This window comes from Jiangella asiatica, from assembly GCF_004349065.1.
GTDB lineage: Bacteria > Actinomycetota > Actinomycetes > Jiangellales > Jiangellaceae > Jiangella > Jiangella asiatica.
The window spans coordinates 72,364-94,752 of the sequence record NZ_SMKZ01000012.1 but is presented as its reverse complement, the minus strand read 5'-3'; the positions used below and the strand labels follow the sequence as shown (position 1 = coordinate 94,752).

The 22,389-nt window shown below is 72.4% G+C and carries 24 protein-coding genes; 13 read left to right on the top strand and 11 right to left on the bottom strand.

Annotated features, from left to right (window positions below):
* Positions 1-74: 74 nt before the first annotated feature.
* Positions 75-1,028: a winged helix-turn-helix transcriptional regulator gene (locus E1269_RS10675; RefSeq protein WP_131894184.1), complete on the bottom strand. Its 954-nt coding sequence runs from the start codon at positions 1,026-1,028 to the stop codon at positions 75-77.
* A 110-nt stretch (positions 1,029-1,138) separates the two neighbouring features.
* Between E1269_RS10675 and E1269_RS10670 the strand changes: the two genes are divergently transcribed.
* Entirely contained in the window at positions 1,139-5,035 is a 3,897-nt protein-coding gene (locus tag E1269_RS10670; protein ID WP_131894182.1) for a S8 family peptidase, read from the top strand.
* 218 nt (positions 5,036-5,253) lie between these two features.
* A complete protein-coding gene (locus E1269_RS10665; protein ID WP_131894180.1) occupies positions 5,254-5,709 on the top strand; it encodes a hypothetical protein in 456 nt (151 codons plus the stop codon).
* A 96-nt stretch (positions 5,710-5,805) separates the two neighbouring features.
* Here E1269_RS10665 and E1269_RS10660 read toward each other — a convergent pair whose 3' ends face one another.
* Complete coding sequence (locus E1269_RS10660) at positions 5,806-6,384, bottom strand: helix-turn-helix transcriptional regulator (RefSeq protein ID WP_131894178.1); 579 nt, start codon at positions 6,382-6,384, stop codon at positions 5,806-5,808.
* Positions 6,385-6,475: 91 nt separating this feature from the next.
* On the opposite strand from E1269_RS10660, the gene E1269_RS10655 reads away from it, so the two are divergent.
* Complete coding sequence (locus tag E1269_RS10655) at positions 6,476-7,699, top strand: M23 family metallopeptidase (protein ID WP_162606339.1); 1,224 nt, start codon at positions 6,476-6,478, stop codon at positions 7,697-7,699.
* A gap of 3 nt (positions 7,700-7,702) precedes the next feature.
* Here E1269_RS10655 and E1269_RS10650 read toward each other — a convergent pair whose 3' ends face one another.
* The gene (locus tag E1269_RS10650; RefSeq protein WP_131894174.1) at positions 7,703-9,061 is read right to left on the bottom strand and encodes a dihydrolipoyl dehydrogenase family protein; all 1,359 of its coding nucleotides are present in this window, start codon (positions 9,059-9,061) and stop codon (positions 7,703-7,705) included.
* Between the two features lie 175 nt (positions 9,062-9,236).
* Here E1269_RS10650 and E1269_RS10645 point away from each other — a divergent pair, with 175 nt between their 5' ends.
* Together E1269_RS10645 and E1269_RS10640 are read left to right on the top strand one after the other, a co-directional pair.
* Entirely contained in the window at positions 9,237-9,509 is a 273-nt protein-coding gene (locus E1269_RS10645) for a YciI family protein (RefSeq protein ID WP_131894172.1), read from the top strand.
* Positions 9,510-9,514: 5 nt separating this feature from the next.
* Entirely contained in the window at positions 9,515-9,721 is a 207-nt protein-coding gene (locus tag E1269_RS10640; RefSeq protein WP_131894170.1) for an FmdB family zinc ribbon protein, read from the top strand.
* Positions 9,722-10,024: 303 nt separating this feature from the next.
* Here the strand turns inward: E1269_RS10640 and E1269_RS10635 are convergent, their stop codons facing one another.
* Genes E1269_RS10635 through E1269_RS10620 form a run of 4 tightly spaced genes read right to left on the bottom strand, consistent with a single transcriptional unit; the run spans position 10,025 to position 14,064 of the window.
* Complete coding sequence (locus E1269_RS10635; RefSeq protein ID WP_131894168.1) at positions 10,025-11,191, bottom strand: MFS transporter; 1,167 nt, start codon at positions 11,189-11,191, stop codon at positions 10,025-10,027.
* Positions 11,188-12,174, bottom strand: coding sequence for an ABC transporter substrate-binding protein (locus tag E1269_RS10630; RefSeq protein WP_131894166.1), 987 nt, complete (start codon positions 12,172-12,174; stop codon positions 11,188-11,190). The genes E1269_RS10635 and E1269_RS10630 overlap by 4 nt, the downstream gene beginning before the upstream one ends.
* Positions 12,171-12,959, bottom strand: a complete 789-nt coding sequence (locus E1269_RS10625; protein ID WP_131894164.1) for an ABC transporter ATP-binding protein — start codon at positions 12,957-12,959, stop codon at positions 12,171-12,173. Before E1269_RS10625 ends, E1269_RS10630 begins: the two co-directional genes overlap by 4 nt.
* Position 12,960: 1 nt before the next feature.
* Positions 12,961-14,064, bottom strand: a complete 1,104-nt coding sequence (locus E1269_RS10620; protein WP_239000855.1) for a FecCD family ABC transporter permease — start codon at positions 14,062-14,064, stop codon at positions 12,961-12,963.
* A gap of 288 nt (positions 14,065-14,352) precedes the next feature.
* On the opposite strand from E1269_RS10620, the gene E1269_RS10615 reads away from it, so the two are divergent.
* Complete coding sequence (locus tag E1269_RS10615; protein WP_203433327.1) at positions 14,353-15,207, top strand: class I SAM-dependent methyltransferase; 855 nt, start codon at positions 14,353-14,355, stop codon at positions 15,205-15,207.
* Between the two features lie 123 nt (positions 15,208-15,330).
* Positions 15,331-15,753 carry an Hsp20/alpha crystallin family protein gene (locus E1269_RS10610; RefSeq protein WP_131894158.1) on the top strand — a complete coding sequence of 141 codons (423 nt, stop codon included), beginning with the start codon at positions 15,331-15,333 and terminating at the stop codon, positions 15,751-15,753.
* A gap of 88 nt (positions 15,754-15,841) precedes the next feature.
* Here E1269_RS10610 and E1269_RS32180 read toward each other — a convergent pair whose 3' ends face one another.
* Positions 15,842-16,264, bottom strand: a complete 423-nt coding sequence (locus E1269_RS32180) for a hypothetical protein (RefSeq protein WP_162606338.1) — start codon at positions 16,262-16,264, stop codon at positions 15,842-15,844.
* A 186-nt stretch (positions 16,265-16,450) separates the two neighbouring features.
* Here E1269_RS32180 and E1269_RS10595 point away from each other — a divergent pair, with 186 nt between their 5' ends.
* The 4 genes from E1269_RS10595 (at position 16,451) to E1269_RS10580 (ending at position 18,847) form a co-directional block, all read left to right on the top strand.
* Positions 16,451-16,990 (top strand): GNAT family N-acetyltransferase, encoded by a 540-nt coding sequence (locus E1269_RS10595; RefSeq protein WP_131894152.1) that lies wholly within the window; start codon positions 16,451-16,453, stop codon positions 16,988-16,990.
* Positions 16,991-17,072: 82 nt separating this feature from the next.
* Positions 17,073-17,546, top strand: coding sequence for a MarR family winged helix-turn-helix transcriptional regulator (locus E1269_RS10590; RefSeq protein ID WP_131894150.1), 474 nt, complete (start codon positions 17,073-17,075; stop codon positions 17,544-17,546).
* A gap of 13 nt (positions 17,547-17,559) precedes the next feature.
* Positions 17,560-18,504 carry a ribose-phosphate diphosphokinase gene (locus E1269_RS10585; RefSeq protein ID WP_131894148.1) on the top strand — a complete coding sequence of 315 codons (945 nt, stop codon included), beginning with the start codon at positions 17,560-17,562 and terminating at the stop codon, positions 18,502-18,504.
* Positions 18,505-18,580: 76 nt separating this feature from the next.
* Positions 18,581-18,847, top strand: coding sequence for a hypothetical protein (locus tag E1269_RS10580; RefSeq protein ID WP_131894146.1), 267 nt, complete (start codon positions 18,581-18,583; stop codon positions 18,845-18,847).
* A 27-nt stretch (positions 18,848-18,874) separates the two neighbouring features.
* On the opposite strand, the gene E1269_RS10575 is transcribed toward E1269_RS10580, so the two are convergent.
* Together E1269_RS10575 and E1269_RS10570 are read right to left on the bottom strand one after the other, a co-directional pair.
* Positions 18,875-19,195 (bottom strand): rhodanese-like domain-containing protein, encoded by a 321-nt coding sequence (locus tag E1269_RS10575; RefSeq protein WP_131894145.1) that lies wholly within the window; start codon positions 19,193-19,195, stop codon positions 18,875-18,877.
* Complete coding sequence (locus E1269_RS10570) at positions 19,192-19,875, bottom strand: iron-dependent transcriptional repressor DtxR (RefSeq protein ID WP_131894143.1); 684 nt, start codon at positions 19,873-19,875, stop codon at positions 19,192-19,194. The genes E1269_RS10575 and E1269_RS10570 overlap by 4 nt, the downstream gene beginning before the upstream one ends.
* A gap of 210 nt (positions 19,876-20,085) precedes the next feature.
* On the opposite strand from E1269_RS10570, the gene E1269_RS10565 reads away from it, so the two are divergent.
* Complete coding sequence (locus E1269_RS10565; protein ID WP_131894141.1) at positions 20,086-20,886, top strand: ParA family protein; 801 nt, start codon at positions 20,086-20,088, stop codon at positions 20,884-20,886.
* Positions 20,883-21,167 carry a hypothetical protein gene (locus E1269_RS10560; RefSeq protein ID WP_131894139.1) on the top strand — a complete coding sequence of 95 codons (285 nt, stop codon included), beginning with the start codon at positions 20,883-20,885 and terminating at the stop codon, positions 21,165-21,167. Before E1269_RS10565 ends, E1269_RS10560 begins: the two co-directional genes overlap by 4 nt.
* 26 nt (positions 21,168-21,193) lie before the next feature.
* Here E1269_RS10560 and nagA read toward each other — a convergent pair whose 3' ends face one another.
* A complete protein-coding gene (nagA, locus tag E1269_RS10555; protein ID WP_131894290.1) occupies positions 21,194-22,339 on the bottom strand; it encodes an N-acetylglucosamine-6-phosphate deacetylase in 1,146 nt (381 codons plus the stop codon).
* Positions 22,340-22,389 lie beyond the last annotated feature (50 nt).

Below are 22,389 nucleotides of genomic sequence, written 5' to 3'. Positions count from 1 at the left end.
CCGAACACCCGATGGGTGCCTCGGGCGAGGGGCTCGTGGTGATCTAGGAGGGCTTCGCGTATAACCCGCGCGACTCACCCGCGATCGAGGCCCCGGCGGGCCGCGAGCACGCCGGCCTGGAACCGCGTGCGGGCCCCGAGGTGCTCCATCAGGGTCGCCAGCTGACGGCTCAAGGTGCGCTGGCTGACGCCCAGCTGCCGGGCGATCGCCTGGTCGCCGAGGCCGGCCGCGAGCAGCTGCAGCAGCCCGCCGCCCACCCCGCCGTCCGGCACCGACTGGAAGCCCGCCAGCGGCACCGCCAGCTCCCACAGCACCTCGAACAGCGACACCAGCGCATCCACCAGCGTAGAGGCGTGCACGACCAGCGCCTGCTCGGTGATCTGCTCGAAGTTGAGCGGCAGGATCGCGACCGAGCCGTCGGCGATGGCCATCTTGAGCGGTACCGCCGACGACGTGCGAGCCTCCTCGCCGGCCTCGATGAGCCGCCGCAGCTCGGCCAGCCGGCCGGGCTGCTCCAGCCCTTCCGGCGCGTAGATGCCCCGGCAGCGCACGCCGCGGGCGAGCAGCTCGTACTCCCGCTGGTTCGGCACTTCGACGGGCTGCGCGTACGGCGGCCGGTCCAGCACCAGCAGCTCGCGCGACACCGTCTGCTCCATCTGCATGAACCGGTGCGCCACCGCCTGCCGGCCCTGGACGATCTCGATGAGCCCGTCGGACTCGGGCATCTGCTCGGTCGACATCTCCTGTAGCAGGCCACGCGCGCCCTGCTGGGCCTGGACGAGCTCCTGCCGCCGCTGCGCGACCAGCACCTCGACCGCCACGTCCGGCCGCGCCGGCATCAGCCGCACCGGCGCGCCGGCCAAGCGGGTCACGAGGCCGAGGTCCTCCAGGCGCCGGACGGACCGGCGCACCGTCGTGACCGCGAGCCCGCCGGCGTCGGCGAGGTCGTCGAGGGTGGCGCCGGGATGACGCAGCAGCGCCCGGTAGAGCTCCTCGTCCTGCGGCATCACCCCGAGCGCTTCCAGCATGGCCAGATGATGCCATGACCAAACCTCGCCATGCTCCGGACCTGGCGTCGACCGGTTCACCCTCTGAAAACTGGTGGTCGATCTGGTCGGAATGGGGCGAAGGAGTCGTGATGGGTCGTCGGCAGCAGCACGCCACCGCACCGAAGCTGGCCACCGTCCTGCTGGGCGCGTCGGTCGTCGCGGCCCTGGGCGCAAGCACGCCGGCCGCACTCGGCGGCACGCCGGCGCCGGCTACGTCGTTCGGCACGGCAGACGGCGGCGCCGTCACCGTCACGCTCATCACCGGCGACCAGGTGCACGTGCACGACGGGCCGGGTGGCGAGCCGGCCATCACGGTCGATTCCTCGCCGCGCCCGGACGGCTACGTACCGCAGTTCCAGGTCTCCACCCGCGGCGACGCCACCTACGTCCTGCCAACGGACGTCGCCGCGCTCGTGCCCGCCCGGCTGGATGTCGCGCTGTTCGACGTCACCGCCCTGATCGACCAGGGCCTGGACGACGCGGGCGGCGACCAGCTCCCGCTCATCCTCGAGTACGCCGACGACCAGCCACGCACCCTGAGCGAGGCCGCCGTGCCGGGCGTGGAGCCACGGCTGCGGCTGGACAGCGTCGGCGCGGTCGCCGTCGACGCCGACCGGTCCACCGACGCCCTGTCGCAGGCGGTGTTCGGACTGGCGGAGGCCGGCGCCCAGCCGCTCGCGGCCGGGTCGCTGGCAGGCGTGGAGAAGATCTGGCTCGACGCGCGGGTGGAGGCCCGGCTGGACCGCAGCACCAGCCAGATCTCCGCCCCGGCGGCGTGGGAGGCCGGCTACGACGGCGACGGCGTCACCGCCGCGGTCCTCGACAGCGGCGTCGACGACACGCACCCGGACCTCGCCGGCCAGGTGCAGGCGGCGGCGAACTTCACCGAGGAGGCGGACACCGTCGACCGCAATGGCCACGGAACGCACGTGGCCTCGACCATCGCCGGCACCGGCGCGGCCTCCGACGGTGCCCGCCGCGGCGTGGCGCCCGGGGCGAAGTTGCTCAGCGGCAAGGTCCTGGACGCTTCCGGCGGCGGCTTCGTCTCGTGGGCCATCGCGGGCATGGAGTGGGCCGTCGGGCAGGGCGCCGACATCGTCAACATGAGCCTCGGCCTGGGCCCGGGTCACATCGAGGCGCCGCTGCTGACCGGCGCGGTCGAGCGGCTCTCGGCCGAGCACGACGTCCTGTTCGTCATCGCCGCCGGCAACAACAGCTGCACGGCCTGCGTCGGCAGCCCGGGCGACGCGCCGTCCGCGCTCACCGTCGGCGCCGTCGACCGTGACGACACCCTCGCCGACTTCTCCAGCCGCGGCCCGGTCTTCCGGGGGTACGACGCCAAACCCGACGTCACCGCGCCCGGCGTGGGCATCTCCGCGGCCCAGGCCACGGCGGTCGGCGACGACCCGTACGTCGCCCTGTCCGGCACCTCGATGGCCTCGCCGCACGTGGCCGGCGCCGCAGCGCTGCTGGCGCAGGCCCGGCCGGAGCTGACCGGCCAGGAACTCAAGGCGGCGCTGATGTCGACGGCCGTGCCGACCGACGAGTTCAGCGTGTTCGACCAGGGCAGCGGCCGCATCGACGTGGGCCGTGTGCTGGACAGCCCGGCCCTGGCCGGCTCCGGCTCGCTGAGCTTCGGCCTCGTGCCGTTCCCCGAGGACGGCCCGGCCGAGCCGCTGCGCCGCACCGTCTCCTACAGCAACGTGACCGACCAGCCGGTGACGCTCCAGCTGGACACCGCCCTCACCGGCGCGGCCGCCGAGGGCCTCACGATCAGCCCGGACCGGCTCACTATCGCGCCGGGCGCGACGGCGCAGGCCGAGGTCGCCCTGGACGTGGCCGGCGGCACGCCCGGCGACTACGCCGGCTACCTCCTCGCCACTCCGGTCGGCGACACCACGGACGCCGCCGCGCTGCGGCTGCCGGTCGCGTTCTCGGTCGAGGCACAGCACTTCGATCTCACGGTGCGCGCGATCGCCCGTGACGGCCGGCCGTCGATCCCCTGGGCCACGTTCGTCGCCTCGCCGGTGGTCGACGTGGCGACCGGCGACCCGATGTGGGAGCCATGCACGGAGCAGCCGGCCGGGCTGGACCGCTGCGTGCGCGTCCCCGCCGGCACGTACTCCGTCATGTCGTTCGTCTACACCAAGCCGGCGTGGGCGGACAGCGACGGGCTCTCCTACACGACCGTGCCGCTGCACGCGGCCCTGGTCGGCGACCCGGAGGTCGAGGTGGCGGCCGACGCGACGGTCGTGCTCGACGCCCGCGAAGCCGTCGAGGTCGAAATCGAGACGCCGGACCACGACAGCTGGGCCAACCCCGGCGCGGCCGCCGACATGGGCTGGGCGCGCGTCGCGGACAACGGCGTCGCGGCCACGGACAACCTGCTGAGCTCACCGGGCACGCAGCTGGAGGAGCGGATCTTCCTGCAGCCCACCGACGACGTGACGATCGGCTCGTTCGCGGCGTCGTCACGGTACCGGCTCGCCGCCCCGGAGATCACCTTCGACGTGTCCGGACTAGACCTGCGGCCGGCGTACTACCAGGCCGATCTGTTCAGCGACAACAGCTGGCAGTTCCCGATGCTCGACGGCGAGGCGACCATGCCGGTGGTCGACGCCGGGACTGCCACCCCGGGCGATCTCGACGGCCTGGACCTGGACGGCGCGCTCGCGCTGGTGCGGCGCAGCGACGACGTCTCGGTCGGAGACCAGGCGAACGCGGCGGCGGCCGCCGGCGCCACGATGGTGGCGGTCTACAACGACCAGCCCGGTTCCAGCGGCGAGATCGGCGCGACCGGGATCCGGCTCGAGGTGCCGACCGTACGCCTGTCGCACGAGGACGGGACGGCGCTGCTGGAGCGGCTGCGCACCGGCGAGGTGGAGCTCAGCGCCGTCGGCACGCCGTCCAGCCCGTACCTGTACGAGCTGGTCCACGCGTATCACGACCGGATCCCAAGCGACCTGCGGCACGTCGCCGACACCGACGATCTCGCGGCGGTCGAGCGCGACCTCACCGTCCAGGTCGACGGCAGCCTCACCGAGGTGGCCTGGCCGCTGGTGGACGGATGGGACTACTCGGTCGGCATTGCGTACCCGGTCCGATCGGCGCCAGCGGCTCGCACGGACTACTACGTCGCGGACCCGGGCACCACGTGGGAGTACGGCGCATCGACGCCTGAGGACGCCTACGGGAGCTTCTGGCCCGAGCCGTTCGTCACTCCCCTGCGGCTGACCAGCACCGAGACGGTGTACGACCGGCCCGGCGTCCAGGACCACTCGTGGCTGCGCCAGCCCTTGGTCCCCGGCTTCCGCACCGACCGACCGCTCGCGCGCGACGGCGACATCCTGATCATCCCCACCGCCGGCTACGTCGATGCCGCCGGCAACTTCGGCGAGGCCACGGCCGACGGCTTCGGAAAGGGCTACGCCGGGCTGTTCCAGGTGTGGCACGGCGACGAGCTGCTGGGCGAGGTGTCCGGCGTCGAGCTGCCCTCCGGCACGATCGCGCTGCCGCCGGGCGAGGAGACCTACCGGATCGACTACTCGATCGACAACAGGACCCCGTGGGCGCAGCTCTCGACGCGGTCGACGACCTCGTGGACCTTCACCTCCACGCACACCGACGAGGTCGCCGTCGTGCCGCTGCTCACACTCGACCACGATCTCGGCGCCGACCTCACCAACCGGCTGCCCGGCCCGCGAGAGCGGCGCGGACCCGCCGAGGTGTCGGTGACGGTCGGCCACCTCGCCGGCGCGGACGTCCCGATCACCGACGTCACGGTCGAGGCCTCCTACGACGACGGCGCCACCTGGCGGCCGTTGCGGGTACGCGGGAACTCCGACGACGAGTACTCCGCCCACCTGACGGCTCGGCCGCCCCGCGGGCACAACGGCTACCTGTCGCTGCGGATCAGCGCGACCGACGCCCAGGGCAACCGGATCGACCAGGAGATCATCCGGGCGGCCGCCGTGGCGGAGGACTGATCCACAGATCAGAGGGATATCACGCGTCGGGCACCACGACCAGTAGCCGCGGAGACGTCGACGCGGCGATGTTCACCGCGGCCGGCGAGCTGGTGACGGTGGACATCGACGGCACTGTGCGGTGGGACCCGCCAGTCTAAACATCCGGTGATCATCAACGGTTGGCGACGTCATGGGCGTCCCCACCGGTTGATGATCACGAAAGATGGGATTTGCGCATGAAACGATGGACGAAGCGACTCGTTCGGGCGGTCACCTCGGCAGTCGTCGGCGCCGGACTAGCGCTGACGGCCAGCAATGCACTCGCTGCCTCGACGGAGGGTGCGTGCGATGTCTACGTCGGCCATGACCAATACACAGCGTTCTTCTGGCTGGACTACCACACCTCCGGCTCATTCGATTATCCGGACACGTACCGGTGGAGACTGCTAGGTACTGGTCTTGGCAACAAGAACAACGTCGTGGCGCGCGTCAAGACCGTCAACACCGGCGGCACGGACTCGGTCAAGCACACCTACATCTCCGGCGACAATGTCCCAGCCGGGAGCTCGAGTCGGCAGATTTCCAACGTCCGGGTGTCCCGGGGATCCAGCATGTACGGCGCGTATGAGTTCGTCTTCGACCGCGCGAACGATTCAGACCCCCGGTGCACTGGGCGCACCAAAAGCGTCTGACGTGCAGGGAGCCGACGGCGCGGGGCTCTCACATGATCATCAACGGGTGGCGACGTCATGGCGTCGCCACCCGTTGATGATCATGGTGGGCAACTACTAGCGCAGCGGGCGGCGCCGGCGGGTCTGGCTCGCGGTCCAATGGTCGATGATCGGGCGGGTCCACAGCGGCAGCCGGTGGTTGAGGGTCGCGACCGGCGGCGGCATCTGCCCGCGCGAGTGATAGGCGTTGACGGTGCCGCGGCTGACCCCGAGCAGACGCGCGATCGCCGACGCCGTCAGCAGCTCGGCCGGCTCCAACTCCGGTGCCGACATGCCCACGACCACCGGGCCGCGAGCCTCCAGCTCGGCGACGGGGACCGCGATCGGGTCATCGCCCTGGCCCTCGGGCGGCGTACCGAACGGGGCGCACCACGCGAGTTCCGGGCGCGCCTGCGGCCCGTCCACCCATGACCGGTTCAGCAGGGCGACCTCGACACCGTCGCGCGTCGCCCGGCCGACCCCTGCGTAGCGGCGCGCGAGGGTGACGTCGACGGCGCCCGGCACCGGCCGACGGGTGGCCGTGTAGAGCCACGTTCCGCTGCTGCGGAGGAAGTTTCCGCCACCGGCGAACAACTCGACATCAGGCCAGGTCAGCGGGCGCAGCGAGGCCTCGAGCTCCGCGCCGGCGTCGAGCATGAGGGCTCCCTGTCGATACAGCCATTGGTTGTATACCGGGCAAACGTCGCTTACAGTAGCCGCCGATGACCCAGGACAGGAAGAGCCCCGAGTGAGGAAACGATCTCTGGGGGCGATCATGACGGCCGCGGCCGTCGGGTGTGTGACATGGGGGGTGCCGTCGTCGACGGTGGCCACGCCGGCCGCGTCGACCGGCACCACCAGCATCGGCACCGACGCCAGCGACATCCGTGGTCAGGCATCCTTGCTCCCCGCCGATGGGCAAGTCCCCTCCGTCGAGGAGGCAGCCACCGATCTCGAGGCGGCGCAGGCCGAGTTCGAGGCCGCGCAGCAGACCGAGCAGGAAGCTCAGCAACGGGCCGAAGCGGCCAGCCAGGCATCCCTCGACGCGGCGACCGCGGCCCGTGAGGCCGTTGCCCGCGCTGAGCGCGCCCGCGGCCAGGTCACCGACGCCGAGCAGGCGGCGGAGCAGGCCCGGCGGTCGCTCGGCCAGCTCGCCGCCAACGCCTACATGAACAACTCCGAGCTGGGGTCGCTGGTCCAGCTGGGTGCTGCGGACCCAACGGAGTTCCAGTCGCAGTCGACGGGCATCAACGAGCTGATGCGGGTCCAGGAGACGATGATCCGCCAGGCGGCGGAGTCCCAGGCCGAGGCCACCAACGCCGCTGACCGCGCCAACGGCCACGTGAAGGCCGCCGACGAGGCCGCCGCGGCCGCGGCGGAGCTCTCCGAGCAGGCCGACGCTGCGCTCGCCGAGGCGGAGTCCGCGACCCAGCAGGCCAGCGAGGTGTTGCGCGAGGTCCGCGACATCCACGAGGCTGCCCAGCGCGCCGCCGAGGAGCGGGCCGAGGCCGAGAACCAGCCCGACCGCGGCGACGGCGACGACGGCGGCACCGACACCCCGCCGCCCACCGGCGACGGCACCTTCGCCCGGCCCTCCACCGGCCCGATCACGTCGCCGTACGGCATGCGGGTCCACCCAGTGACCGGCGTCTACAAGCTGCACAGCGGCACCGACTTCGGCGCCTCCTGCGGCTCCGGCGTCCACGCGGCCTATCCGGGCACCATCGAGTCCACCGGCTACGAGGGCGCCTACGGCAACCAGATCACCATCTCGCACGGCACCATCGGCGGGATGGAGGTCACGACCACCTACAACCACCTGTCCGCGTTCAGCTCCAGCCCCGGCCAGACGGTCGCCGCCGGCGAGCTGATCGGCCGGGTCGGCACCACGGGCTCCTCCACCGGTTGCCACCTGCACTTCGAGGTGCTGGTCAACGGCGAGTTCACCGACCCGATGGGCTGGCTCTCGTAAGCCTCAGCCGAGGTCGCGCAGTGCGTCCTGGATGCCGCGGTGGATCGTGGGATAGGCGTAGATCATGTGCCGCAGCGTCTCCACCGGGACCCGTCCGTGCACGGCCACCGCGAGCGCACCGAGCACCTCACCGCCGGTCGGCCCCGCCGACGTCGCGCCGACCAGGATGCCGGCGTCGGCATCGGCGACCAGCTTGATGACGCCGTCGTTGCCGGCCTTGTGAATCCAGCCGCGCGCGGTGGACCGAACCTGGGCCAGGCCCGTCTCGACCCGGACGCCCGCGTCGCGCGCCTGTGCCTCGGTCAGGCCGACCGCACCGATCTCGGGGTCGGTGAACGTCACCCGCGGCAGCGCGCGGTAGTCCGCTGGCGGCCCGTCCTCGCCGAGGATGTCACGCACGACGATGTCGGCCTGGTAGGTGGCCACGTGGGTGAACGCGCCGTGGCCCGTGACGTCGCCGACGGCCCAGAGCCGCTCGCCGGCGCGCAGGTGCTCGTCGACCTCGACCTGCCGCGCCGTCGGGTCCAGGCCGACGGTGTCGACGCCCAGCGCGGAGAGATCGCTGTGCCGTCCGACCGCCACCAGCAACCGCTCGGCGCCGAGGTCCACCCCGTCGTCGAGGGTGACGGTGAACCGCTCGCCATCGTGGCGGACCGCGACGGCGTGGGCGCCGAGCCGCACGTCGATGCCGTCGGCGCGCAGGGCGGCTGCCGCCAGCTCCGATGCCTCCGGCTCCTCGCGCGAGAGCAGCCCACCCGAAGACTCCACGATGCCCACCTGTGCGCCGAACCGCGCGAACGCCTGCGCCAGCTCGATCCCGACGGCCCCGCCGCCGATCACCAGCAGCGAGCCGGGTAGCTCCTTGGCCTCCAGCGCCTCGCGGTTGGTCCAGTACGGGGTGTCGGCCAGCCCGTCGATGGGCGGTTTGGCCGGCGCGGCCCCAGTGCCGATGACGACGGCGCGGCGGGCCTCGTACGTCGTGCCGTCCACCTCGACGCGGCCGGGCCCGGCCAGGCGACCCCAGCCGCGAACGAACCGGCCGCCCTTGCCGGTGAAGCGGTCCACCGCGACCTGGTCGTTCCAGTCGTCGGTGGCCTCGTCGCGGATGCGCGTGGCGACCGGCTCCCAGTTCGGCGTCACCTCCGCGTGCCCGGCCATGCCGTCGACGCGGCCTGCCTCGGCCAGCAGGTCGGCCGCGCGGATGGCCATCTTGCTCGGGACGCAGCCCCAGTAGGGACACTCGCCGCCGACCAGCCGGCCCTCGATACCGACGACGTTCAACCCCGTCTCGGCCAGCGCGCCCGCGACGGCCTCGCCGCCCACGCCCAGGCCGAGGACGACGACATCGACTTGCTCGCTCATGCACCCCTCCACTCGTCCCTCGCCGAGCCTACTGTCGATTCCGCCGTACCCCGTTCGTCATGGGTGGTAGGCAGCCACCACACGGAAGGACGAGCCGTCATGAAGTACATGCTCCTGCTCTTCGAACCCGACACCGACTGGGACTCGGCGCCGGGCGAGGTCCGCACCGGGGGCCTTGAGCGCGCACGGAGAGTTCATCGCCTACCTGGAGAAGCGCGGCATCGAGCACTCGGGCGCGGCGCTGCGTCCGTCGACGACGGCGACGACGCTGCGGCCGCCACCAGGTCTTGACGACCTGCTCGTCACCGACGGGCCCGACGTCGAGCTGAAGGAGGGCCGGACCGACGAGGCCGCCGCCGCGTACCGGCGCGCGGCCGAACTCACCGCGAACGACGTGGAGCGCGCGTTCCTGCTCAACCGGGCCGAGGACAGCAATCGGCTACGCTGACTGACGTGCCGACCTACGAGTACCGCTGCCGCGCCTGCGGCTCGACGTTCGACGTCGTCCGCCCGATGGCCGACGCGGCCGCGCCCGCGTCGTGCCCGGCCGGCCACGACGACACCGTCAAGCTGCTCACCACCGTCGGCCTGACCGGCGGCTCCAGCCAGCCCGCCGGCGGCGGAGGCGGCTGCTGCGGCGGAGCCTGCGGCTGCGGCTGAGCACCACGGCTGAGCCCTCAGCCCTTCACCGCGTCGTTCAGCGAGTCTTCTTCCAACTCGTGTTTCTCGACGACAGTGGCCGCGGCTTTTCGCACGACCTCGGTCGGGCGAAGTCCGCATCGAGATCGCGCGTCGCACGCCGTGCGTCATACGCCAACGCCATGGCCGCACCGCCGACGAGGAAGAGGCCGCCTGCCGCACGGGCTGCGTCAAAGCTGCTCATCGCTCTCCTCACGTCGTCGTTCCCGTTGTTCCACGTGGGACAACACGTTGCCGGAGGAGTGACGTGAGCCCCGTTCGGGATCAGTGCGGTCGCCGGCCGACGGCCACCGCGATCACCAGGGCTACCAGGGTCAGACCGCCGAGTACGGCGGCGATGCCCGCGTAACCGGCCAGGGCCAGGCCGGCACCGCCGAGCGCGGCTCCGAGGAACACCCCGAGACTCATGCCGGCGGCGTTGACGCTCAGCGCCGCGCCCCGGATCGTCGGGTCGCCGCGGACGATCAGCGTCGTCACGGCGGCCGCCACGACGGCGTGGCTCGCCGCCAGCACGGCCGTGGCCAGGAGCGCCAAGCCGAAAACCGTCACCTGGAAGACGGCGACGACTGCGACGGTGGCGCCGATCAGGCCGGCCACCAGCATCCGGTGGGGCCGCGCGGCGGGCGCGCGCGCGTCGTTGGCCCACCGGCCGCCGGCCAGGTTGCCGGCGAAGAAGGACGCGCCGCTGAGCGTCCACACCAGTGTGAAGGTCCGGGCGTCGAGGCCGAAGCGCTCGTCGTACACCGCCGCCAGGTAGGCGAGGTGGCCCATGAAGGCGGCCGTGCGCAGCGTCGCGCATAGCACCAGCGCGGCCAGCAGCGGCCGCGTCAGCACCGACCGCAGCGCACCCCGATACGACCCACGCGACGCCGGCACCGCGCCGCGGGCCACCGGCCGAGCAGCCAGCACCGCGGCCACCGCGAGCGCCAGCCCGGCGGTGATGACCAGCGCTCCCTGCCAGCCCCGCCAGCCCGCCATCACGCCGATGGCCGGGCCAGCGAGCACCGCGGCGAGTGAGCCGACCGCCGTGACGAGCGTCGCCGCCCGGCCGGCGGCCTCGGCTGGACCGGCGGCCTCGGACGCGGCAGCCAGCAACGACGGAGTCAGCACCGCCGTCGCCGTCCCGACGCCGAGACAGAACGCCAGCAGTGCCGGATAGCTGCCCTCGGTCGCCAGCAGCGACGACGCCGCCAGCACCACCAGGGCCGCGGCACCGCTGCGGTGCTTCGACACAAGGTCGACGACCGGCGCGAGCGCCACCCCGGTCACCAGCGCCGCGACCCCGCCGAGCCCGCGCAGTGCGCCGACAGCGGCGGTGTCCGCGCCGGCGGCGGCAGCGATCGGCACCAGGAACGTCGAGTAGACCGTGAACGGGAACAGGCTGACCGCGGCGGCCAGCAGGACCGGCCACAGTGCCCTGGCCTGGCTCAACCTCGCAGCGTCCGCAGGTACTCCGCGAACCCCTCCAGACCGTCGACGTTGCGGGGCCCGCTGATGCCCTCGTTGTAGTTCATGACGTAGAAGTTGCCGGCCCGGACCGCCGGCAGCTCACGGGTGATCGGCGAGGTGCGGAGGAACTCGATCTTGTCCTCGGCGGGCTGGTCGCCGTAGTCCAGGATGATGATCACCTCGGGCTCGGCCTGGACCACGGCCTCCCAGCCGACCTGCGTCCAGCGCTCGTCGAGGTCGGCGAAGACGTTCCGGCCGCCGGCGAACTCGATGATGTCGTTCGGCGGCACCTGGTTGCCCGCTGTGAAGGGCTGGTCGGTGCCGGAGTCGTAGAGGAAGACGGGGACGGGGTCGCCCGCTGGCACCTGCGAGCGGACCGCGTCGACCCGTTCCCGCAACTCGGCGATCACCTCTGCGGCACGATCCTCCACCCCGAAGATGCGGCCCAGCCGCTCCAGGTCGGTGTAGAGGCCGTCGAACGGCGTGACCTGCTCGGGGTGGCCGGGGTAGTTGAAACAGGACTCGGTGTGCATGAAGCTCTGGATGCCCAGCTCGTCGAGGATCTCCGGGGTGATGCCGCGCTGGTCGCTGAAGCCGGAGTTCCAGCCGGCCACGACGAGGTCCGCGTCGGCGTCGACGACGAGCTCCCGGTTGAGCAGGTCGTCGCTGAGGAACTCGACCTCGGCGTACTCCGACGCCCACGGCGACTCCTCGACCGGCGGGTTGGCCGGCGGCATCACGTAGCCGTGCACATGGTCGGTGAGGCCGAGCGCGAACAGCTTGTCGGCGCTGCCGCCCTCGTAGGCGACGGCGCGCTGGGGCGTCGTGTACTCGACCGGTTCGCCACACCGGTCGACGGTGACCGTGCCGGCCTCGCCGGCGGACTCCACCTCCGCGCCGCAGCCGGCGGCAACCGATGCCGTGATCGCCGCGACGACGAGTGCGGTACCTCGGTGACGGGTCATGTCCAACGTCCTTCCGGTGTGCTGACGAGCGAATAGAGCACCTGTGGCGAGCCGGTGACGGGGTGGGCGACCACGCAGGCTTCCACCCCGAACACGTCGCGGACCAGCTGGGCGGTGAGCACCTCGCCGGGTGAGCCCTCGGCGACGATCCGGCCCTGGTGCAGGACACCGATCCGGTCGCACGCGGCCGCGGCGAGGTTGAGGTCGTGCAGGACGACGAGCACGGTGAGCTCGTCGTCGCGGAGCATCGAGAGCACCTCGACCTGGTGCCGGATGTCCAGGTGGTTGGTGGGCTCGTCGAGGACGAGCACCTCCGGCTCCTGCACCAGTGCCCGGGCCACCAGGACCCGCTGCCGCTCGCCCCCGGACAGCGACAGCACCCCGCGCGCGGCCAGGCGCAGCAGGTCCAGCCGGTCCATGACACGGCGGCACAGCTCCCGCTCCGCGCCGGTCAGCGGCTCGTTGCCGCGCTTGTGCGGCGCCCGGCCGAGGGCCACGACCTCCTCGACGGTGAAGTCCAGGTCGCTGCCGCCCTGCTGGGTGAGCGCGGCGACGCGCCTGGCGCTCTGCCGCAGGGTCAGGGCGGACAGGTCGTCGCCGCCGATCCGGACAGTGCCGCGGGTCGGCCGCAGCGCTCGGTAGACGCAGCGCAGCGCGGTGGACTTGCCGCTGCCGTTCGGGCCGATCAGCCCGACGACCCGGCCGCGCGCCACGTGGAGGGAGAGGTCGCGCACGAGGCTCGCGCCGTCGACGGCGACGCTGACCGCGTCGAGCCGCAGGTCCACGTCACCGACCCCCGAACAGGTAGCCGCGCCGGCGCATCAGCGCGATGAACACCGGCACGCCCACCAGGGCCGTGATGACACCCAGTGGCAGCTCGCGGGGTGCGACCAGGGTCCGCGACACCAGGTCGGCCCACACCATGAACACGGCGCCGGCCAGCGGCGCGACGGCCAGCACGCGGGCGTGCCCGGCGCCGGCCATGATGCGCACGAGATGCGGCATGACCAGGCCGACGAAGCCGATGGCGCCGCTGACCGCCACCATCGCACCGGTGGTCAGCGCCGTCAGCACGAACAGGCCGGTCCGCAGCCGGCCGGCGTCGACGCCGAGGCTGGCTGCGGTCTCGTCGCCCAGGGCCAGCACGTCGAGCGGCCGGGCCAGCCGACGCAGCACGACGACGGCGACGACGACGGCGACCGCCACGGCGGGGAGCGATCCCCAGGTGGCCGCGCCGAAGCTGCCCATCGTCCAGAACAGCACGGTGCTGGTCGCCTCGCTGTTCGGTGCGAAGTAGACGACGACGCTCATCACCGCCTGGAACCCGAACGACATCGCGACGCCGGTCAGCACCAGCCGCAGCGGGCTCATCCCGGTCCGGCCGGCCGAGGCGAGGTACACCAGGGCGGTCGCCGCCAGCGCACCGGCGAACGCGCCCGCGGACACCGCGTAGACGCCCAGTGACGCGAGACCGCCGACGACGGTGACCGCGACGGCGCCGACGGAGGCGCCCGACGACACCCCGAGTACGAACGGGTCGGCCAGCGCGTTGCGCACGAGCGCCTGCACGCCGACGCCGACCACGCTGAGCCCAGCCCCGACGACGCCCGCCAGCAGCACGCGCGGCGTGCGCACCTGCCAGATGATCTGGTACGTCGTCGCCTCGTCGGCGCCGACCCGGCCACCGCTGACGGCTGCCCAGAGGAGACGGGCCGTGTCGCCGGGCGCGATCACCGTCGGCCCCAGCCCGATGGCCAGGACGGCCGAGACGGCGAGCACCGGCACGAGCACGGCAACGAGGCCCGCGACCGGTGCCCGGCGCTTGGCCGCGCCGTTGCCGTCCGGGCCGATGGCGCCATTGCGATCCAACGATGGTGCGGCGACGCTCACCGGGTCACCGGTTGCTGCATACGGCACTCCCGTGCGGTTCGGAGGGTTCGAGGTGAATCCGACATTAAAAACGATTCTCACTTTTATCATGCCGCGGCTCGTGCTTCAATGAGACTCGTTCCCAGAAAGGCTCGACACGGCAACTGGACCGCCGGCAGCGGTACCCACACGCGCCGCGACGGCGCACAATGGGTGCTGGCCGACGAGGGTGACGGTCCGTGGGCTGGTTGCCGGTCGGCCGGAGTCGACGCCACGGGGGGCAGCATGAACGGCAAACAGACATCCGTCGTGATCAATTGGGCGGAGGAGGCGGACCGGCTCAGCGCCGCAGTCGCCGACGACGCCGCCTGGTACCGGACCATCGCGCACGAGCTGGTGCAGCCGGCCGACCGCCTGGCGGTCGACATCGGCTGCGGCGGCGCCGGCATGGCCGTGGCGCTCGGCGCCGAGCTGCCGCCGGCCGCGTTCGTCGTCGGCGTCGACGCTGACGGTACCGTTCTCGACACGGCACGGCGCCGGATCGTGGAGTCAGGGTTCGACGACGGGCACCTCAGGCTCCTCCGCGCCGACCTCGACACCGATCTCGCGCTGCTGCCCGAGGTGGTCCGCGGCGCGGACATCATCTGGGCGTCGTCGTCGATCCATCACCTCGCCGATCAGCAGGCCGCCATCGACGCGCTCGCCGCCCTGCTCGCGCCCGGCGGCCGGCTGGCCCTGGCCGAGGGCGGCCTGCCGCCACGGCACCTGCCCTGGGACGTCGGCGTCGGGGTGCCCGGCCTGGAGGCCAGGCTCCTGGCCGCGGAGGATCGATGGTTCGCCCGGATGCGCGAGTGCCTGCCCGGCAGCGTCGCGATGCCGTACGGCTGGCCGACCGCGCTGCGCCGAACGGGACTGATCGACGTCACGACCCGCACGTTCACGTTCGAGCGGCCCACTCCGCTCGGGCGGGGCGACCTGCGTTCGGTCATCGACGGGCTGGCGCACCGGGTGCACCGGGCCGAGGCCGACGGTGAGCTCGACGCCGACGACGTCCGCGCCTGGTCGCTGCTGCTCGACCCGGACGACGACGCATGGCTCGGTGATCGCGACGACGTGTACTCGCTCAGCGCCCGCAGCGTCCACCTCGGGTACCGCGCCGACTGAGACGGCGGCCGCCTGAGCGCCTGATCGCCGTCGGCGAACGCCTCCTGGGAATTGAGTCTGGTCGACTCAAGTTATACGTGTCAGACCTGGTCGTACCAGGAATACGACACCGAAGGAGACACCATGAGCACCACACTCGTCCCGTTCCCCGACGTCGACCGACTGTTCCGTTCGTTCTGGGACGCCCCGGCGACCCGCACCGCGACGGGGTTCGCGCCGGCCGCCGACGTCGCTCGCGAGGGCGACGACCTGGTGGCCCGGTTCGACCTGCCCGGCGTCGACCCGGACAACGACGTCACGGTCGAGGTCGAGGGACGCCGGCTCGTCGTGCGCGGTGAGCGTCGCGACACCCGCGAAAAGGAAGGCAACGGCCGTCGCGTCCGCGAGGTCCGCTACGGCGGATTCCGCCGGGTGGTCTCGCTCGGCGCTCCGGTCGACCCGAGCGCCGTCAGCGCCAGCTACGACGCCGGCGTGCTGACGGTGCGGGTGACCGGCGCCTACGCCGGCACGTCGCCGACCCGCATCGAGGTGTCGCGCGCGGCCTGACCGCTCGAGGCTCCATCGCACGAGAAAGGGGGCAGGTCCCGCAGCCAGGGCCTGCCCCCTTTTCCATGCCCGTGGTTCGGGTGGCGGGTCACTGGATGGGCACCGCGTTCTCGACCCGGAACGGCGTGCCTTGCTGACAGGTCGTGAGGACATCGTGCTCCACGTGTCCGGTGATGCGCAGCGGCTGCCCCGACGCGAGCAACGTCTCGTCCGCGCCGAGCAGCAGATACCCATCGAGCAGCCAGCAGCCCGACTCGACTCCCCGCTCCGGCACGCCCGTCAGCTCACCGACGTCGGGAAGCGTGGTGGGCTGCGGCACCGGCTCGGTCGGTTCCAGCGTCGGCGTGGGAGTGGGCGTCACTGTCGGCGTGGGCGTGGCCGTCGGGATCTCAGCCGTGGGGGAGACCGTCGTGGTCGGGTCGTCGCCGGACGTGCGGGAGTCGTCTGCGCACCCGGCGAGAAGCACCGCCGCCGCTGCGACGGCGACCAACCCGGCCCGACCGATCCTCACATCACTTCGACGCCCCGAACACGGCGTGAGTTCCGCCGTTGCGACGAGCACCTGGTACCGCTCGATCGTCAACGGTCCGCCACATCACCAGGCGTCCTCGCGCTCCACCAGGCTCACAAGCATGGTGAAGCACACACGATCCTCGTGAGGCAACAGGTTGATGACGCTGGCGGTTATGGTGACGGCATGATCTGGACCGTCGCCACCGACTTCGGGCCCGTCGTCGTGAGGGAGCAGATCGAGCCGGACGACGAGCCTGGCCTGCTGGAGCTCTTCACCGCCTGCGACGACTGGTTCGAGGCGGTGACCGGGGGGCCGTCCGGCCCCGGAGACGTGCAGGGCCTGTTCTACTCCCTGCCCGAGGGTGCGTCGTTCGAGGACAAGCGGCTGTTCACCATCCGCGACGGCGAGAAGATCGTGGGCCTGGTGGACGCGGTCCTCGGCCACCCGCACCGGCGCGCCGCCGCCGTCGGGCTGTTCCTGGTCGCGCCTACGCATCGCGGCCGCGGACTCGCCCGAGCGGTGGCGAAGGTGCTGCTGGACGAGGCGCGGGAGGCCGGGCTGGACGAGGTCACCGCCACGTCGAGCACCGCCTGGCCGGCCGGCGACCGGTTCCTGGCCGCGCTCGGCTTCGACATCGGCCCGGAGACCACCGGCGCGGGCAACCGGACGACGTGGGCGGGCGAGCCGCCGGTCCGGCGCGCCACACTGACGCTGGCCGGCTGACGACGGCACGCCTCGTGCCCTCCGCCGAGGTGATCATAGGGCCGCACACTTGAGCCCTCAACCATCTACCTATGCTGGCCCCGTGCGCGGGACTCGGTGGCTCAGTGCGGACGAACAGCGGATCTGGCGGACGTATCTGCAGGCCAACCAGCTTCTCCGCGACGCGCTGGACCGCCAGCTGCAACGCGACGCCGGCATGCCGCACGGGTACTACATCATCCTGGCGATGCTGTCCGAGGCGCCGGGACGCTCCATGACCATGTCCCAGCTGGCCCGGACGGTCAGCTCGTCACCGAGCCGGCTGTCGCACGCGGTCGCCAAGCTCGAGCGGGCCGGCTGGGTGCGGCGGCGCCGGCACGAGACCGACGGCAGGGCCACCATCGCCACACTCACCGACGACGGGTTCGACGTGCTCGCCGAGGCCGCGCCGGGCCACGTCGAGGAGGTCCGCAGCGTCCTGTTCGACCCGCTCACCCCGGAACAGGTGCGTCAGCTCGGTGAGATCTTCACCGCGGTGCTCGCTCCGCACGACGACCGGCCCGGCCCCCCTTCCTGAGAGGCTCACGACCATGCGAGACATCGCTGTGTTCAGTGGCAGCGCGCACCCGGAGCTGGCCGCGGAGATCTGCGCCCAGCTCGACGCCACCCTCAGCCCCGTCCGCATCCAGCGGTTCGCCAACGACTGCCTCGAGGTGCAGCTCCAGGCCAACTGCCGCGAACACGACGTCTTCCTGATCCAGCCGATCGTCCCGCCGGTCCAGGAGCACCTGGTCGAGCTGTTCCTGATGCTCGATGCCGCCCGGGGCGCCTCGGCCGCACGCATCACCGTCGTCATGCCGCACTACGCCTACGCCCGGTCGGACAAGAAGGACGCGCCGCGCATCTCCATCGGCGGCCGGCTGATGGCCGACCTGCTGGTCAGCGCCGGTGCCAACCGGGTGCTGGCGATGACGCTGCACTCGCCGCAGGTGCACGGGTTCTTCAGCGTTCCGGTCGACCAGCTGCACGCCCTGCGCGAGCTCGCCGCCCACTTCCGCGGCCACGACCTGTCGAACTCCGTCGTCGTCTCCCCCGACCTCGGCAACGCCAAACCCGCCTCGGCCTTCGCCCGCATGCTGGGCGTGCCGGTGGCCGCCGGGGCGAAGCAGCGGTTCGCCGACGACAAGGTCACCATCACCGCGATCATCGGCGAGGTCGAGGGCCGCGACATCATCGTGCTCGACGACGAGATCGCCAAGGGCAGCACGCTGATCGAGCTCATCGACCGGCTGCGGGAGCGCGACGCCCGGTCCATCCGGATCGCCTGCACGCACGGGCTGTTCGCCGACAAAGCGCTCCAGCGGCTCGGCGAGCAGCCCGATGTCGAGGAGATCGTCTGCACCAACACCGTCCCCCTGGCCGCCGCCGAAGCTCACCCCAAACTGACGGTGCTGTCGGTCGCTCCGCTGCTGGCTGAGGCGATCCGGCGCATCCACAACGGGGAGTCGGTCAGCGCGCTGTTCCACGACACGTGAGACGTCGCTCACCTACCCCGACCAATCCGGGCATTTCCCAGGCGCGAGCCTCGCGAACCATCCATACTCGTGCCTCATGACGAGGAGTCAGTTCGATACCCGTGGCATCACGGACTTCACCGATCCGCTGACCGCGGTCACCCGCCGCGGCAAGCTCGTGCACGCCAAGCGCGAAGGCTTCCTCGAGCTCGACGCCGCCGGCGAGCGGTTCGAGCTTCTCGGCCCGTTCGACAACGCGGCCCAGCCCGGCGACGACGTCGAGATCACCGGCGTGGTGGCGCCGCAGAGCCGCACGGCGCGCACCGCGCCGGCGATGCTCGTGCGCCACGTCCGCCGCATCTGACCCCGGCGAAGCCGCAGCCAAACGCTTCTACTCGGGCAGTCCGGTCTCGATCGGGTGCCCGGCGCGGATCCACGCGTGGGTGCCGCCGGCGACGTTACGGGCGTCGACGCCTTGGGCGCCGAGGTAGTCGGCCACCTGGGCGCTGCGCCCGCCGACCGCGCACACGACGTATACCGGCCGGTCGCGCGGGATCTGCGCCAGTTCGGCGATGACCGAGCCCATCGGCAGCAGCTGCGCGCCCGGGATGTGCGCCTCGACGTACTCCCCCGGCTCGCGCACGTCGATGATGTGCGCGCCCTCGCGCCACACCGGCGCGAGGTCGTCGACGGTGATCTCCGCGCCGCTCACGGGACGCTCACGAAGATATGGGAGGCGTCGGCGACCGACAGCTCCACGGTCTCGGCGCTGCGAATCTGGATGCCGCCGTCGGTGGTGACAGCGCGCACCGTGCGGCCCGGCACGATCTCGGCCACGCGCAGGTTGGCGAGCAGCTTCTCGTCCACCTGCAGCGGCTCGCCGATGTGCCGGACGGTGACCTCGGCACCGTCGATGGTGCTGACGTGCTTGAGCTGCCGGACGCCGGCGCGGAACTCCTCGACCTGGATCTGACTGCCCAGCTCGCCCAGGCCGGGGATCGGGTTGCCGTATGGGTCGGCCGCCGGCTCGTGCAGCAGGTCGACCAGCCGTCGCTCGACGGCTTCGGAGACGACGTGCTCCCAGCGGCAGGCCTCGTTGTGGACCAGCTCCCAGTCCAGGCCGATGACGTCGACGAGCAGCCGCTCGACCAGGCGGTGCTTGCGCATGACCCGCATGGCCAGGAGCTGACCCTTCTCCGACAGCTCGAGGTGGCGGTCCTCGTCGACGTGCAGCAGGCCGTCGCGCTCCATGCGCGCCACCGTCTGGCTCACGGTGGGCCCGGACTGGTGCAGACGCTCGGCGATGCGCGCTCGAAGGGGGACGATGCCCTCCTCCTCGAGCTCGAAGATCGTCTTGAGGTACATCTCTGTCGTATCGATGAGGTCGCTCACCGGACGGCTCTCCTAGCATCTGCTCACAAAGACCGGACGACCTCGGGCCGCGGGGGCACCGTCGATCGTGACCAACCCTGCTGGCGCGGGCTGATGTCACGAGCTTATCGCGACCGCGTCTCGTTTTCCGGTGCCGATCGCGCGGAACGGCGCTGCTCGCAACGGGACACAGTGCAGACGCGGGGCCGGCGGCGTGGCACACTCACATGGGTGCCGACCGTCAGCGTACTGAGTCTGAAGGGTGGCGTCGGAAAGACGTCCGTCACGCTCGGCCTGGCCGGCGCAGCCCGCGCCGCAGGGCTGCCGTGCGTGGTCGCCGACCTCGACCCGCAGGGCAACGCGACCACCGCGCTCGACCCGGCCGAGGTGCGTTTCACCGCCAACGACGTGCTCGCCGCCGACGGAGCAGTGCCGATCGGCGACGCCCTGACCGCCAGCGGTTGGGGCGACACCGTCCGGCTGCTGGCCAGCGAGCCGGCTCTGGAACGGCGCAACCACCCGGCCGACGGCGTGGCCGCGCGGCACCGGCTGCGCACGGCCCTGGGCGGCCTGCGCGACGTCGATCTGGTCCTGCTCGACTGCCCGCCCAGCCTGGCCGAGCTGACCAGCAGCGCGCTCGCGGCCAGCGACGTCGCGGTGGTCGTGGCCGAGCCGACGGCGTTCGCACTCACCGGCGCCCAGCAGGCGCTGGCCGCCGTCGACACTGTCCGCCGCGGCCACAACCTGCGGCTGCGGCCCGCGGGCATCGTCGTCAACCGCTACCGCACCGGGTCGGCCGAGCACCGGTATCGGCTCGACGAGCTCATCGCCGTCTACCGCGACCTGGTCCTCGACCCCGTCGTGCCGGAGCGGTCGGCCGTCTCCCGCGCGCAGGGTGCGTGCCTGCCCATCCAGCGGTGGCCGTCACCGGGTGCGCGCGAGGTCGGCCGCATCTTCGCCGGCTACCTCGAGCTGCTGCTCACCGCGGCCAGGTCCGATGCCGGCCCGTTCGCGAAGGGAGCCGCCAGATGAGCTCGTCCATGCCGGCGCCGCGGCCGGCTCTGCTGCGGGCCGCCGACGGCACCGTCCGGCCCGCCGCCGCGCACCTGTCCTCACTCGCTGTCGACGAGGCCGCAGTCGCCAAGGCGGCGAAGAAGCACAAGAAGAAGGGCCATCCCGCCGACGACGACGCCGAGCTGCTGGTCCACCTGTCCAAGCGCGACCGCAAGCGGCTGCGGCGCAAGGCCGAGACCTACGGCTGGACGGCCGAGCAGGCGGCCGCACATGTCCTGCGCGTCTGGTCGGACAGCTAGGCCGCGACCCGCACCGCGGCGCGGCGCTACGGCGAGGCGGGCTCCGGCAGCCAGGACCCGCGCGACATCACAGCCTCGACCCGCAGCGACTCGTCGAGCACGACGAGGTCGGCGTCCCGGCCGGCGGCGAGCGCGCCGACGCGGTCGGCGATGCCGAGCGCCCCGGCCGGGTTGGCCGACGTCGCCGCGACCGCCTCCAGCACGGTGAACCCGCCCTGCTCGACGGCGAACCGGAACGCCCGGTCCATCGTCAGCGTGCTGCCGGCGATGGACCCGCCCTCGACCAGCCGCGCCTCGCCGTTCGTGACCCGCACCGCGAGCCCGCCGAGGACGTAGTCGCCGTCGCCGATGTCGGTAGCGTCGATGGCGTCGGTCACCAGCGCCACCCGGCCGGCGCCGGCCGCGCCCCGAACGAGCCGCGCGATCGCCGGGTGCAGGTGTACACCGTCGAGGATGAGCTCGATCGTGACCCGCTCGTCCTCCAGCAGGGCGACGATCGGGCCCGGCTGCCGGTGATGCACCGGCGCCATCGCGTTGAACAGGTGCGTCGCGACGGTCGCGCCGGCGTCGATCGCCCGGGTCGTGACCTCGTAGGAGGCGTCGGTGTGCCCGACGGCGGCGACGGCGCCGGCGTCGACCACCGTCCGCACCGCGTCCAAGCCATGCTCCAGCTCCGGCGCCAGCGTCACCATGCGCACCGTCCCGCGGCCGGCCTCGAGCAGCCGGCGCACCGCGGCCGGCTCCGGCGCCCGCAGCGCGGACTCGTCGTGCGCACCCTTGCGGGTCGGCGAGATCCACGGCCCTTCCAGGTGCACGCCGAGCACGAGCCCGTCGTCGACGAGCTCGGCCAGCGCGCGCACGTCGCGCTCCAGGTCGTCGTAGCCGCCGCTGACCAGGCTCGCCATCAGCGACGTCGTCCCGTGCCGGCGGTGGGTGGCGGCGAACGTGCGCACCTGCTCCGGGTCGGCGCCGACGACGCTGCCACCGCCGCCGCCGTGCGAGTGGATGTCGACGAACCCGGGCACCAGCCAGCGTCCCCCCAGGTCGCGCTCGGCCGGCCGCGGTGGCGCACCGACGCCCAGCGCGGCGATCCGCCGCCCTGACACCTCCAGCCACCCGTCCTCGACCACACCATCGGGCGTGACCATCCGCGCGCCGCCGATCACCGTCATCTCCTGCGCCTCCCATGGGTCGAAGGGTGCGAGCGGCACGGTACCGCTAC

Bases quoted from the DNA above. Each gene is read 5' to 3' on its own strand.
- E1269_RS10675 (WP_131894184.1), bottom strand. From the start codon at position 1,028: ATGCTGGAAGCGCTCGGGGTGATGCCGCAGGACGAGGAGCTCTACCGG.
- E1269_RS10670 (WP_131894182.1), top strand. From the start codon at position 1,139: ATGGGTCGTCGGCAGCAGCACGCCACCGCACCGAAGCTGGCCACCGTC.
- E1269_RS10665 (WP_131894180.1), top strand. From the start codon at position 5,254: ATGAAACGATGGACGAAGCGACTCGTTCGGGCGGTCACCTCGGCAGTC.
- E1269_RS10660 (WP_131894178.1), bottom strand. From the start codon at position 6,384: ATGCTCGACGCCGGCGCGGAGCTCGAGGCCTCGCTGCGCCCGCTGACC.
- E1269_RS10650 (WP_131894174.1), bottom strand. From the start codon at position 9,061: ATGAGCGAGCAAGTCGATGTCGTCGTCCTCGGCCTGGGCGTGGGCGGC.
- E1269_RS10630 (WP_131894166.1), bottom strand. From the start codon at position 12,174: ATGACCCGTCACCGAGGTACCGCACTCGTCGTCGCGGCGATCACGGCA.
- E1269_RS10610 (WP_131894158.1), top strand. From the start codon at position 15,331: ATGAGCACCACACTCGTCCCGTTCCCCGACGTCGACCGACTGTTCCGT.
- E1269_RS10595 (WP_131894152.1), top strand. From the start codon at position 16,451: ATGATCTGGACCGTCGCCACCGACTTCGGGCCCGTCGTCGTGAGGGAG.
- E1269_RS10585 (WP_131894148.1), top strand. From the start codon at position 17,560: ATGCGAGACATCGCTGTGTTCAGTGGCAGCGCGCACCCGGAGCTGGCC.
- E1269_RS10580 (WP_131894146.1), top strand. From the start codon at position 18,581: ATGACGAGGAGTCAGTTCGATACCCGTGGCATCACGGACTTCACCGAT.
- E1269_RS10560 (WP_131894139.1), top strand. From the start codon at position 20,883: ATGAGCTCGTCCATGCCGGCGCCGCGGCCGGCTCTGCTGCGGGCCGCC.
- nagA (WP_131894290.1), bottom strand. From the start codon at position 22,339: ATGACGGTGATCGGCGGCGCGCGGATGGTCACGCCCGATGGTGTGGTC.